The 12,460-nt window shown below is 59.5% G+C and carries 13 protein-coding genes; 6 read left to right on the plus strand and 7 right to left on the minus strand.

Annotated features, from left to right (window positions below; translation table 11 throughout):
- Nucleotides 1-3: 3 nt before the first annotated feature.
- The 4 genes from AC1DPR_RS09195 to AC1DPR_RS09210 form a co-directional block, all read right to left on the minus strand.
- On the minus strand, nucleotides 4-888 hold the full coding sequence (locus AC1DPR_RS09195) for a helix-turn-helix domain-containing protein (protein ID WP_477816178.1): 885 nt from the start codon (nucleotides 886-888) through the stop codon (nucleotides 4-6).
- 78 nt (nucleotides 889-966) lie between these two features.
- Nucleotides 967-2,685 (minus strand): ABC transporter ATP-binding protein, encoded by a 1,719-nt coding sequence (locus AC1DPR_RS09200; RefSeq protein ID WP_477816179.1) that lies wholly within the window; start codon nucleotides 2,683-2,685, stop codon nucleotides 967-969.
- 157 nt (nucleotides 2,686-2,842) lie between these two features.
- Nucleotides 2,843-3,784, minus strand: coding sequence for an HlyD family secretion protein (locus tag AC1DPR_RS09205; RefSeq protein ID WP_477816180.1), 942 nt, complete (start codon nucleotides 3,782-3,784; stop codon nucleotides 2,843-2,845).
- On the minus strand, nucleotides 3,781-4,023 hold the full coding sequence (locus AC1DPR_RS09210; protein WP_477816181.1) for a DUF3302 domain-containing protein: 243 nt from the start codon (nucleotides 4,021-4,023) through the stop codon (nucleotides 3,781-3,783). Before AC1DPR_RS09210 ends, AC1DPR_RS09205 begins: the two co-directional genes overlap by 4 nt.
- Nucleotides 4,024-4,741: 718 nt before the next feature.
- On the opposite strand from AC1DPR_RS09210, the gene AC1DPR_RS09215 reads away from it, so the two are divergent.
- The 6 genes from AC1DPR_RS09215 to AC1DPR_RS09240 all read left to right on the plus strand — a co-directional run bounded on the left by AC1DPR_RS09215 (nucleotide 4,742) and on the right by AC1DPR_RS09240 (nucleotide 9,664).
- On the plus strand, nucleotides 4,742-5,158 hold the full coding sequence (locus AC1DPR_RS09215) for a hypothetical protein (protein WP_018856105.1): 417 nt from the start codon (nucleotides 4,742-4,744) through the stop codon (nucleotides 5,156-5,158).
- Between the two features lie 332 nt (nucleotides 5,159-5,490).
- Nucleotides 5,491-5,799 (plus strand): MliC family protein, encoded by a 309-nt coding sequence (locus tag AC1DPR_RS09220; protein WP_112644491.1) that lies wholly within the window; start codon nucleotides 5,491-5,493, stop codon nucleotides 5,797-5,799.
- 84 nt (nucleotides 5,800-5,883) lie between these two features.
- A complete protein-coding gene (locus tag AC1DPR_RS09225) occupies nucleotides 5,884-6,207 on the plus strand; it encodes a DUF6665 family protein (RefSeq protein WP_026371644.1) in 324 nt (107 codons plus the stop codon).
- A gap of 202 nt (nucleotides 6,208-6,409) precedes the next feature.
- On the plus strand, nucleotides 6,410-6,865 hold the full coding sequence (locus tag AC1DPR_RS09230) for a (2Fe-2S)-binding protein (RefSeq protein WP_025661608.1): 456 nt from the start codon (nucleotides 6,410-6,412) through the stop codon (nucleotides 6,863-6,865).
- A 4-nt stretch (nucleotides 6,866-6,869) separates the two neighbouring features.
- Nucleotides 6,870-9,020, plus strand: a complete 2,151-nt coding sequence (locus AC1DPR_RS09235) for a xanthine dehydrogenase family protein molybdopterin-binding subunit (protein WP_477816182.1) — start codon at nucleotides 6,870-6,872, stop codon at nucleotides 9,018-9,020.
- Nucleotides 9,020-9,664, plus strand: a complete 645-nt coding sequence (locus AC1DPR_RS09240) for an Isoquinoline 1-oxidoreductase subunit (protein ID WP_169680447.1) — start codon at nucleotides 9,020-9,022, stop codon at nucleotides 9,662-9,664. Before AC1DPR_RS09235 ends, AC1DPR_RS09240 begins: the two co-directional genes overlap by 1 nt.
- A gap of 88 nt (nucleotides 9,665-9,752) precedes the next feature.
- Here the strand turns inward: AC1DPR_RS09240 and AC1DPR_RS09245 are convergent, their stop codons facing one another.
- Genes AC1DPR_RS09245 through AC1DPR_RS09255 form a run of 3 tightly spaced genes read right to left on the minus strand, consistent with a single transcriptional unit; the run spans nucleotide 9,753 to nucleotide 12,440 of the window.
- A complete protein-coding gene (locus tag AC1DPR_RS09245) occupies nucleotides 9,753-10,583 on the minus strand; it encodes a shikimate dehydrogenase family protein (RefSeq protein WP_477816183.1) in 831 nt (276 codons plus the stop codon).
- The gene (locus AC1DPR_RS09250) at nucleotides 10,580-11,656 is read right to left on the minus strand and encodes a Gfo/Idh/MocA family protein (RefSeq protein WP_477816184.1); all 1,077 of its coding nucleotides are present in this window, start codon (nucleotides 11,654-11,656) and stop codon (nucleotides 10,580-10,582) included. The genes AC1DPR_RS09245 and AC1DPR_RS09250 overlap by 4 nt, the downstream gene beginning before the upstream one ends.
- Before the next feature lie 19 nt (nucleotides 11,657-11,675).
- Nucleotides 11,676-12,440: an amino acid ABC transporter ATP-binding protein gene (locus AC1DPR_RS09255; RefSeq protein ID WP_477816185.1), complete on the minus strand. Its 765-nt coding sequence runs from the start codon at nucleotides 12,438-12,440 to the stop codon at nucleotides 11,676-11,678.
- Nucleotides 12,441-12,460 lie beyond the last annotated feature (20 nt).

Raw genomic sequence — 12,460 nt, forward strand, 5'->3', positions numbered from 1 at the left:
GCATCACTTGCACTGCGATCTTTGCCAGCGAGCCGGTGTCGTGCCGACATGTTTGCGAAAGACACGGGTGAAATGCGCCTGATCGGAAAAGCCGGTCTCTGCCGCGATGGCTGTCAACGCCTGTGCCTCATTGCGGAGCAGCTGCTTGGCTCGCTCGAGCCTGGCATTCATTTGCCAATCATGCGGGCTCGTGCCGGTAGAGGCCTTGAACGAATGGCTGAAATGCGACTGTGATAGCCCCGTCAGTTCCGCCAGCTCGTGGAGACGTATGTTGCGGGCGCAGTTGTCCTCGATGAACTCGGTGGCGCGCCGCAACTGCCACGAAGCCAGGGCACCGCGTTTGCGCGGCGGTGTCTTTGCGATCTTCAGGACGTCGATGAGCAATGAAAGTGCCAGGCCGTCGCCATAGAGATCGTGGAGTGGAGCAGCGCTTGCAATCTCCGAAGCGATGAGCTCTGCGAGAGCCATGATCCGCTGGTCGAAGAAGAGCAACTGCGGATCCTTCAGCTTTTGCGGATCGATATCCTCCATCAGCCGCTGGCCGAGGACGTCGGCATCGAAATGGATATCGAGATGGCGCATCGATTGCACGTTTCTGATGTCTACCCAGAGCTCCATCTCCGCCGGGATATAGGAAATCGGGCTCGCCCGTCGGTCTTGGGGAGCGCCGGCGGCGGTCGAGGAAAGCTTGACGGAGGGGCGGCCGCGTCCGAGATGGTCGAGAAGGATGAAGAGGCGCGGATCGCGCGCCACGTAGTGACCACCCGCGTAAGCGCCACACTCGACATCCCAGAGATCGGCGGTAATGCCGTTCCAGTTGCGACGCCTGAGCCCGCCAACGACCGAGAAACCCTCGATCGCGTTCTGCATGCGCGGCTGAAATGTCATGGCGATGTCCTGTAGGCGTAAAATATGTGCGTAATTATCAAGTTTATTGCATCGCATCAATCGCCACGTTTTTGTTTTTCAGTGGCTCCTCATCTGCGCGTCATGGAGACGGTTGTATGCGCCGCGTTTGGCGATGAGGTCCTGATGGGTGCCTTGCTCAACGATTCCGTTGGCGTCGACGACGACAATGCGATCGGCACCCTGGATGGTGGCAAGCCGATGAGCGATGACCAGCGTCGTGCGTCCTTCAGACAATTCGCTCAGCGATCGCTGTATTGCTCGTTCCGTCTCCGTATCGAGAGCAGACGTCGCTTCGTCGAGGATCAGGATCGGAGGGTTCTTCAGGAACATGCGGGCAATCGCGACGCGCTGCTTCTGGCCGCCTGAAAGCTTGACGCCGCGCTCGCCGATGACCGTATCGAGACCGGCAGGAAGGCCCGCAAGCATCTCTTCCAGCCTCGCCCGCCTGGCGGCTTCGAGGATGTCCCTTTCGCTGGCGCCCAGACGGCCGTAGGCGATGTTCTCGCGAATCGTGCCGCCGAAGAGGAAAACGTCCTGCTGTACGATGCCGATCTGTTGGCGCAGYGACACCTTTGTCATGTCCCTGATGTCGACGCCGTCAATCGTGATGCGGCCACCGCCGACCTCGTAGAACCGCGGCAGCAGCGAACAGATAGTCGTCTTTCCGGCCCCCGAAGGGCCGACGAAGGCAATCGTTTCTCCGGCATCGATCGTCAGATCGACATGCTCGAACACGGGCGCTTCCGGATTGTATCCAAAAGAGACATCCTCATAGGCGATTGCGCCCTTGAGGTGATCAACCGCAATGGCGTCCGGCGCATCGGCGATATCCGGCTCGGTATCGATAAGCTCGGTGAACCGGCGAAAACCGGCGATTCCCTTTGGATAGGTTTCAATGACCGAGTTGATCTTTTCGACAGGACGGAAAAAGACGCCAACCAGAAGCAGGAAGCCGATGAAGCCGCCGGCCGTCAGCGTACCGGAAAGCACGAAATAGGCCCCGGCGATCATCACCACCATCTGCGTCAGTCGCATGCTCATGTAGCTCAGCGAACTGGTCGCTGCCATGAGCTTGTAGGCGTCGAGCTTGACGCGCCGGTAGCTCTGATTGTCTTTTTCGAAAAGTGTGCGCTCGTGGTTCTCGTTGGCGAAGGCCTGCACCACGCGGATACCGCCGACATTTTCCTCGATCCGCGTATTGAAGTCGCCAACCCGCTCGAAAAGGCGCCGGAAATTTTGGGTCATGCGGCTACCGAAGTGGCTCGTCACCCAGGCCGTCAGCGGTACGACGACAGCCGTTATCAGCGCCAGTTGCCAGTTGACCGAGAACATCAGCAGCAAGGCGCCGGCAAAGGTCATCAGTGCGATGAACAGATCCTCAGGCCCGTGATGGGCGACTTCGCCAATCTCTTCAAGATCCTTCGTCAGCCGCCCGACGATGTGCCCGGTCTTCTGGTTGTCGAAATAGCTGAACGACAACTTCTGTATGTGATTGAACGCCGCACGACGCATGTCGGTTTCGATATTGATGCCGAGCATATGGCCCCAATAGGTGACGACCGCCATCAGACCGGTGTTGATTACATAGATCGCAAGAAGGGCCGCAGACGCTAGCAGGATCAGCAGCCATTCCTGGCTGAGCAAAAGCCGGTCGACGAACAACTTCACGGCCATGGGAAAGCCGAGTTCGAGCAGCCCCGAAACAATGGAACAGGAGAAATCGAGAATGAAAAGGCCTCGATAGGGCCGGTAATAGGAGAAGAAGCGACGCAGCATTCAAATACTCGCAAACGAATGGGGATTGGACTGGTCGGCCAAGAGCCCGCATCGTAAAAACATGACTGGATTTCTCCATATTGTGGAGCCGCCCGGCTGATAGAGCGTTGCGCGACCAAAAGCAATACGAAGCGGTTCGAGCCCACAAAAGGCCAGGTTACAGCGGATTGATGTAATTGGTGATCGCAACCTGGCGAAGCAAGACGCGGCGGATCACATGCGCTGCCTTGACATGATCGGTAAAGATTGCTGCGTCACCGGTGCTGCCGGCAGGCAGGGCGGCAGCAAAAGCCGGATCATCGAGACGAATGCGAACGACAAACGGCAGGCTCTGGATGGCTGTGGGCGCGATTGCAGTGCCTGACGTTCGGGCCTGGCCGCTGGCGACGGCCTGGATCACGCTTTCGACTTTGCCGGTATAGACCTTACCTGGCGCGAACTTGAAAGTTGCCTCCACACTCTGGCCAGGCTCGATATAGCGCGCGTTGATCTGCGGAATCTCAACGCCGATGATCGTGTCCGAGGTGTCAATGAATGCCATGACTGGAGACAACGGCAGGCTGGTAACGCGCGCTCCCTTGCGAAGCGCAAGATTGGTGACGTAGCCGTCAGCCGGCGCACGCACCACCGTCTTGTCGAGATCCCATTGAGCGCCCGCTATTTGGGCCGTCAGCTGTTCGACCTCGGCCTGGCGCTGCTCGACGTCGTAGGTTCGACCGGCACCGCTTGTCTGCAGCCGTGTCGTCTCTGCCAGTCGTTGCTTGTTGAGGTTCAGCTGTGCCTGAAAGGCGTCGAGCTTCGCCTGATAGGGCAATGGGTCAATCTTGAAGAGAATGTCGCCGGCCTTGAGCGGGGTATTGGCTACCACCGGCACCTCCGTGACCTCCCCGGCGACATCGGGGACGATTGCGACCGAATTGCGTACCACCAGCACCTTGCCCTGCGGCGCGCCCCAACCCATTGGGACGAACAGGCCGATGAGGAGCAACAGAAGGACCAGGACCGGCGAGACTTTCCAGAACAGATTGAATGGTACGATCCGGAATTTCACCAGGCAAAAGAGAATAGCAAGATAAACGTTGAGAAGTACGACGATCATCGCAGTGCCTCCGGCTTCGAGGCCTGCGGAACGTCAACATAGGCCCAGATCAGGACGAGGGGCCAAAGCGCGAAGCCGAGAAAGAGCGTAACCCAGCCGCCAATGGTGACCGCATCCTTCCAGGGATGGTTCCGGCGCTTGGCGATGATGCCGGGAAGCATCGCCATAAAGACGATAACGAAAGCAGTACTGGCCGTCAGCACGACGAGCACGAGCCAGGCGAAGATATCTATGATCATTGATGCCATCTCTTCTTGATCCTGCGGAAGCCTCGTCTCGTTCAAGCCGTAACGGAAGTACACAACGGTAAACGCACTCGTAAACGCTGCTCGCCTGACTATTGAGATGGGCGTCTGGACAAGCGCATTGGCTAGAGTCCTGGTGCGTCTGAAAAGCCGAACACGGCCTCGGATTTCGGAGCTGCTATCCGTGGCCTCGACGTCGTCGACGGCGGCCAAACCAAGTGGTCGCTAGCCGACAAGACGCCTCTTCTCCTCAACCTGGCGGGCAAAGATCGGTTTGTAGATCCCGAGATTCCGGCGTTTGTCGATCTTGTCAGGCAGAGCGGGCTGAAAGCTGAGATATTCAGCTATGAGAACACGGAGCGCGGCTTTGACGACGACAACGATGGCGTGCACTATACAGCCGGACCGAACGTCTCGGCAGCACCCGATCGGCCACAGTGGAGCGATCGAGATCAACGCCCTGGCGGCTCATGAACACTGGTTACCAATAGTCCCGGAAACGTCTCTAATGCCGTAAAAAAGCCCGGCTCGTTTAGTGACGGCAAGTACCCGCCTTTTCTGAATTTCAAGACGAACCGCAAGCTCTGCGCGAGTACAAGCTCGTTCCACTTTGCGAGCCGATCTGATTAAATTGGAACAATCTGCGGCCGCGAGGCGTATCTGTCCGATTTCACTATGCGCTCTTCGAGCACGATCTGGACGGAGAACAAAAATGCCCGCGGAAAAAAAGACCACCACGAGACCTCTCGTTGCTGACGGCGCCAAGATCGGCGAGCCAGTGCCGCGCGCCGTGGTTGACGTAAACACGGCTTCCATTGGAATTCCTCCGCAACCCGAGTTCAATGCCGAAGAGGAGATCGGCCTTCTCCGGTCGCAGGTGGAGATCCTTCGCAGGCAAGTGGCCGACGCTTCTGCGGCCGTCAAGGCCGGCGCTAGTGTAGCTGTCCGACAGACAAAAGCGACCGTAAAGTTTTATCCCGTATCCAGCCTGGTGACAGTTGCCGCCGTCGCTGCGGTATTCGGTTTAACGATCGCCGGGCGATTGCAAGCCTCGGCGCGACAGTCCACTTATGACCGCGCGCTTGATGATATGCGCGACCTTTACGATAAAATACGCGGCCGGTTCTGAGTATCGTGTATCCGTCGCAGCGACACTGCTGGCCGCCGCCGGCAGCGGGTGAAACCTTTGACGAGGACGCGACTATATCATCGGGCAAGGGCGATACTGCCCATGCCTTCTCGCAGCTCCAGGTTTTACCGGAAGTACGCTGCGGGGGCGGACGGCGCCGCGGGGCTGTCCGGATGTCCGACATTTCTATGCGACCAACTTGTCCCGAAATGTGGGCCCGGTGCTATTTCTGGCGCGCCCGCGCAGCTAGGGACGCACCTCTTCCTTCACGAGCGTCTCCGCGTTAGATTGGCTTGATTGGATGACATGTGCCCGCCGGCGAAGGAGGCGTGATGCCCGCGAGGACGACCGTGATGTTTGCGCTTGTTGCGCTTCCGGCTTTCGCGGCCAGTCCAGGCCCGATCGAAGCGCACTACGAGTGCTCGACCGGTACTCGTCTCAGCGCAACTTTTTCCTCGCCTAATGTTTCGCCGGGAAGTGTCATCCTTGTCTTTGCGGGCGCACGACGCTTGATCATACTGCCGCAGGTCGTTTCGGCCGATGGCGGCCGTTACGCCAATAGCGATATGGAATTCTGGATCAAGGGCAAGGAAGCCACATTGACGCGTGAAGGGAAGCGAGAAACATGTCACGCCGACTGAGCCTGTTGCTAGGCGTCGGGGAGGGTCGCCGCAGCGCATCGCACGGTGCAGGGTGACCTGAATATCCGGGAAAAGGAGGCAATCGTGAGTCTCAGGCCGCCACGATCAATCTCAGGACAGTCGAGCACCGGGTTGAGCCCCTTGGAATACGAACTCGCTTCCGCGCGGGCGGACGCATTGGGCCGCCAGGGCCGCAAGACGGAGGCCGCGTTGGCCAGGCTTGCCTCCTGGTCGCCGGAGACCAATTGCGGGACCGACAGGCAAACCCTCCTCGATGATGCTTCCGACGCCGTCTGGGCCTTGTTCATCCAGCGCGAGATGTGCGGCTTCCACAACGATTGGGATGTCATAAGGCTTTATCAGATACCCGGCGAGGTTCTTGCAAGGCTTGGCGCAGCCCACAAATGACAAGCATGTTGTCGAACCCCCATCGCGAAACCTGGCGTTGCGCCCTCGCGAGCTCTGCAATGGCCGAGGCTGCCGGCCATGTTCCTTGTGGTTGCGCCGTATCCTAACATTCACAAGAATGTAACTGGCGGATTTCCCCGCTTTGCTGCTAGCTTGCCTGAGCTGCATGTACGTTGGGGGACGGCTTTCAGCCGGTAGTTGTATGTCTTACGATCTCGAGGTGAATGGTAAGAAATACGCCGTCGATGTGGATGGCGATATCCCGCTTCTATGGGTTCTTCGCGACAGCATAGGTCTCACCGGAACGAAATTCGGCTGTGGCATTGCCATGTGCGGTGCTTGCACGGTGCATGTCGATGGCGTGCCCGTCAGGTCGTGCGTGATGCCGGTTGCAGATGCGGTGTCCAAGTCGATCACCACCATCGAGGCAATTGGCGAGACTGCCGAAGGCGCACGGATCCAGAAAGCCTGGCTCGACATCGATGTCGTTCAATGCGGTTATTGTCAGTCTGGTCAGATCATGTCCGCGACAGCGCTGCTGGCGGCAAATCCGTCGCCGACTGACGATGATATCGATGCGGTCATGGCCGGAAATATCTGTCGATGTGGCACGTATCCGCGCATTCGCGCCGCGATCAAGCTGGCCGCGGCGGGGTGATGCGATGTCTCTTCACGACAAAATCAACCTTTCCGTCTCACGCCGGCACTTTCTGATCGGCGCATCGCTAACGGGAGCGGGCCTCGTCATTGGCCTGCGGCCTTCGCCCTCATACGCAGCAGAGGCGTTTGAGCCCAGCGCCTTCATTCGGATCCCTGCCGAAGGCAAGATTGTCCTGGTCATGCCCTCCGTGGAGATGGGACAAGGGATCTACACTTCGGTTGCGATGCTGTTGGCAGAAGAGCTGGAAGTCCCTCTTGATCAGGTGGTTCTCGAGCATGCGCCCGCCGATCCCACGCGGTATTCGAACCCCTTGCTGGGCGATCAGATCACTGGCGGTTCCCTTGCCATTCGCGCCGTTTATGACCAGATGCGCAAGGCGGGAGCCGCTGCGCGCATCATGCTGGTGAATGCTGCTGCCCGTGGTTGGGGTGTGGAACCGGATAGCTGCAAAGCCGAGGCGGGACACGTCGTCCATACGGCGAGTGACCGCCGGATTACCTATGGCAGCCTGATTCAGGCTGCTGCGTTGCAGCCCGTTCCGCAGGAAATGCCATTGAAGCCTGCGTCGAGCTTCAAGCTGATCGGCCAATCTATCAAGCGTCTGGACAGTCCGCAGAAGGTCAACGGTACCGCGAAGTTCGGTATCGATGCCCGTCCGGAAGGCGTGTCCTACGCCGCAATCACCATCTGTCCCCATTTTGGCGGCAAGCTGCGTTCGGTCGACGACCGACCGGCCATGGCGGTAAAGGGCGTCAAGCAGGTCGTGCGCATTGAGGATGCGGTCGCAGTCGTGGCCGACAACACGGGTGCCGCACGCAAGGGGCTGGCAGCACTTTCCCTTGAATGGGATCCAGGTGTCAGCGGGGATCTCTCGCTTGCCGATCTCGAAAAGCGCATGGAAGATGCCATCAGCGGCAATGCTCTGCCACACATAAATGAAGGCGACGTCGCCAAGGCGGAGGCCGAGCACGGACCTCCCGTTGAGTTCATCTACCGCCTGCCGATCCTCACACATTCGGCGATGGAGCCAATGAACTGCACGCTCCACGTCCGAAGCGACGGTTGCGACGTGTGGGTCGGAACCCAGGTCCTCGGGCGTGCGCGGCAGGCCGTCGCCGATGTGACGGGGCTGCCCTTGGACAAGGTCATCGTACACAATCATCTTTTGGGCGGCGGCTTCGGGCGCCGGCTTGATGTCGACGGCGTCATTCTGGCTGCGAAGATCGCCAAGCAGGTGCAGGGCCCGGTCAAGGTCACCTGGAGCCGCGAGGAAGATATCCGCCACGACTGTTACCGCTATCTCAACTACAGCAAGGTCACGGCAACACTCGGTGCCGACGGCATGCCCGTTTCCTGGCGGCACCGGGTGATTGGGCCGTCCGTCATGGCGCGCTGGCTGCCGGCTTTCACCCGTGACGGTATTGACCTCGATAGCATGGGCGGCGCGGAGTCGCCCTATGCAATCCCTAACAAATATACGGAATTCGCCCGACACGAGGCGCCTGATGGAATGCTTACGGGCAACTGGCGCGGCGTCGGCGCAACACGTAACATCCCCGTCATTGAAGGCGGGATTGACGAGTTGGCCCACGTCGCGAACATTGATCCGCTCGAATACCGCAGGCGGCTGCTTGAGCATAAGCCGCGTCTCCTCGCAGCGCTCAATCTCGCGGCGGAGAAGGCCGGTTGGTCAACCACCCTTCAGAAGGGAAAGGGAAGAGGTATCGCCATTTCGGAGGATTTTGGTAGCTTTGCAGCCACGATCTCGGAGGTAAGCGTCGGAGAGGACGGCACGCTCAAGACCGACCGTATCGTTTGTGCCGTCGATTGCGGCCAGGTGATCAATCCTGACACGGTGGAAGCCCAGATACAGAGCGGCATCATCTACGGGCTGAGCGCAGCCCTCTACGGTCGCATCACGGTCCGCAATGGTGCTGTCGTGGAAGGCAATTTCGACGACTCTCCGGTTCTCAGAATATACGAGACGCCGAAGATCGAGGTCCACATTGTGCCGAGTTCCGAGGCCCCAGGTGGCATAGGGGAGGTCGGCACACCCGGTGTCGCGCCATCGCTTTTCAATGCGATTTTCATGGCAACCGGCAAGCGGTTGCGGTCGCTGCCAATCGACCAGAACGACTTGCGGAGGGTGTGATGGTGAAGAAGCGGATCGTCGCTGTGCCGTTGGCCGCCATTCTCGGCACGGCAGCTATTGCTGCTCTTGTCGGCCCCCTGAACGGCTACGCCGAAACATCGGACGGCGGAGCCCTCAAGGCCGTCTCCGACTTTGATGCCATCGCGGACACCAGCGCGCGCTCGAAGGCCATCTTCGAAGAGGCGAGCCGGGTCCTGACGCATCCGCGCTGCATCAACTGCCACCCGGCGACGCGTAGCCCGACGCAAGGTGAAGACAAACATCCGCATGTGCCATTGATGAACGCCAGCCAAGGTCCGTTGGGCCCGCCGGGGCTTGCCTGCAGCACATGCCACGGTGCCGAGAACCGTCCGATCGTTGGCAGCCGCCTGAAATCCATTCCGGGCAATGCGCACTGGTCGCTGGCGCCGGCCAGTATGGCATGGCAAGGGCTAACGGTGGGTGAAATATGCAGGCAGGTGCAAGACACGAGCCGGAACGGCAATCGGTCTCATGCCGATCTCGTTCGCCACATGGGTGAAGACCATCTGGTAGGGTGGGCATGGCATCCGGGCGCGGGACGTAGCACACCTCCCGGCTCACAGGAGGCACTTGCCGCCCTGATCGCCGCGTGGACGAACACAGGTGCCGAATGTCCCGATTGATCTCTTGCCGCTCTTCGGCAACAGGGCCCGTTTCGGCTCTCCAGTAGCAAGCAGTTCGCACCTGTTACTGACGCCTGCGGCAGCTTCCCTACGGAAGCTGTGCGATCGAGCGCAGGTATTCTGCGCTTGTCGTGGGAAAGCCAAAGAACTCCAGATAGGCCGGTATTTGCTCGAACAGCATGTCCGTCCCGACCTGAAAGGCGCACCCCCGTTCGCGGGCTGCCGCGAGAAACGGCGTGATTTCCTCTTTCATGACGACTTCGCCGACGAAAGTGGTGGGTGAAAGGCGCGATACGTCAAGCGGCAGGGGATCGTCCTTGCGCATCCCGAGGGGGGTCGCGTTGACGACGATGTCGAAACCGGCTGGATCGGTTGAACCCATGCTCACCTCAGTCATTGGGTAGTGTGTCATCAGCCGGTTGCCGAGTCCCGCCGACGTAGCGGGGTTGTCATCGTAAAGCGCAATCCGTCGCGCGCCGGCTCCTGCCAACGAGGCAGCAATCGCGGAGCCGACGCCGCCAGCACCCACGATCAGCACCTGGGCTCCCGCCACCCGTTGTCCCTTGCGCAACAAGCCGCGGACAAAGCCTTCACCATCGAACATATCGCCGATTAGCTTGCCATCCGGCTGGAGTCGGACGGCATTGCAGGAGCCGGCAACCTTGGCGTTGGTCGAGACCCCATCGAGCAATCCGATCGTCGTAATCTTGTGCGGCATGGTGATGAGGGCACCATGAATGTTCGAGAGCCTGAAGATAAGCTTGAGAAACGAAGGATAGTCTTCCGGCTTGCAGCCCATCGGTACGACGACAGCGTCGATGCCGCTCTTTTCGAAATAGGGATTGTAGATGAGTGGCGCCTTGAAGGATTCTGTTGGATAGCCGAGGTGCGCGATAAGCTTTGTGGTTCCGGTGATCATATCAGGGGCCTCACGCTGCGTTCACCCAGCTGGATCGTTTCGCCCGAGCGCGCGGACGCCTTGATCGCCTCGATGACACGCAAGGTGGCGAGACCTTCCGCTCCGCTAACAAGCGGTTCGGCCTCGCGGCGAATGACGTCGCAGAAGTGACGAAGCTGTATCGCCAGCGGGTCGGCTGGTTCAAATGGCACGCGCTCTTTGTCAAGCGGCTCCAGCCAATCCGGTTTCGACGCATTGGTCCAAAGTGCAAGCTGGGGAATGGCGAGCGATCCCCCTGTCCCACCGATCTGGTAGCAAGATTGATCCTGCTGCGGAAAGGCGGGGTTCTCTGCCGTCGTCATCTCCCAGCTCCAGGGAGACGGGACGGCGTCGGATGCATTTAACGTTCCAAGGACACCGCTCGCGAAACGAAGCAGGATAGCAATGCTATCCTCGACGGAATGCACACGGACCGAATTCGACTCCATCGCATGGACAGCTTCCACCTCTCCGAAGAAATAACGGAAGAGATCAACGTCATGGATCAGGTTGATGAAGGCCGGCCCTGCACCTTCCTCCCGGCGCCAGGAGACCTCGAAGTAACCGTCCGGCTTGGCAACCCAGAATGTTCCCTGAACGGTCAGGATCTTGCCGAGCCGCCCGCTGTCCAGGATTTGCTTTGCTTGTCGTATCATGGGGTTGTGGCGGCGATGGTGACCAACGAGGATAGGGACACCTGCCTTCGAACCAGCATCGACAAGAGCCACCGCTGCTTGCGCCTTGTCAGCAATCGGCTTTTCGACAAGGACCGGAATTCCTGCGGCGATGACATTAAGGGCGTTGGTGACATGAAGCTGGTTCGGGGTGGCAACGATGACGCCGTCCGGTCGGTCGCGTGCTATGGCTTCGCCAAACGTTGAAAACCATGCAGCACCCTTGCTTGTCACAAAGTCGCGCCCGGCATCGGAGGGATCGATCACGGCCGATAGTGTCGTGCGCGGCTCGCCCAGAATGCCTTCGATATGGCGCCTTCCGATAAGACCGGCACCCATCACCGCGATCTTCAGGGGAGGCGTCTGCGATTGTGCTGACATGAAAATTCCCTCACAGATCCTAGTTGCGCAGGATTTCACCGAGGAATTTGCGTGTGCGCTCATGGCGGGGGTTGGTGAAGAATTCCCCGGGTGGCGCTTCCTCGACGATCGCGCCGCTCGCCATGAAGATGACGCGGTTTGCAACTTGCCGGGCGAAGCCCATTTCATGCGTCACGCAGACCATCGTCATGCCTTCGTCAGCAAGGCTGATCATGGTGTCGAGGACTTCCTTGACCATCTCCGGATCGAGTGCCGAGGTTGGCTCATCGAAGAGCATGATCTTCGGCCGCATGCAGAGCGCCCGCGCAATTGCGACACGCTGCTGTTGGCCACCGGAAAGCTGCACAGGATATTTGCTGGCCTGTTCGAGGATCTTGACGCGGGCAAGCAGAGAGCGTGCGCGGTCCTCTGCCTCCGCCTTTCCGACGCCAAGCGCACGTATCGGTGCCAGCATGCAGTTTTGCAGCACGGTGAGATGCGGAAAGAGATTGAACTGCTGGAAGACCATGCCGACTTCGCGGCGGATCGCGTCGATCGCCTTTGCCTGGTTTCCGAGCAGGATGCCGCCGACGCGGATTTCGCCCTTCTGATAGGTCTCCAGATGGTTGATGCAGCGGATCAGCGTGGATTTTCCACTGCCGGAAGGGCCGCAAAGCACGATTCTCTCGCCCTTGCGAACGGACAGGTCGATGTCGTGCAGGGCCTGAAAGGCGCCGTACCATTTCTCCACGTGGCTCATGGTGATAACGGTCTCGGCGGTTGATGCGGGCGAAGGACTGTTCATGGTTCCGTCTCTTTCCTGGT

This window comes from Rhizobium sp. 01T417, from assembly GCF_056398905.1.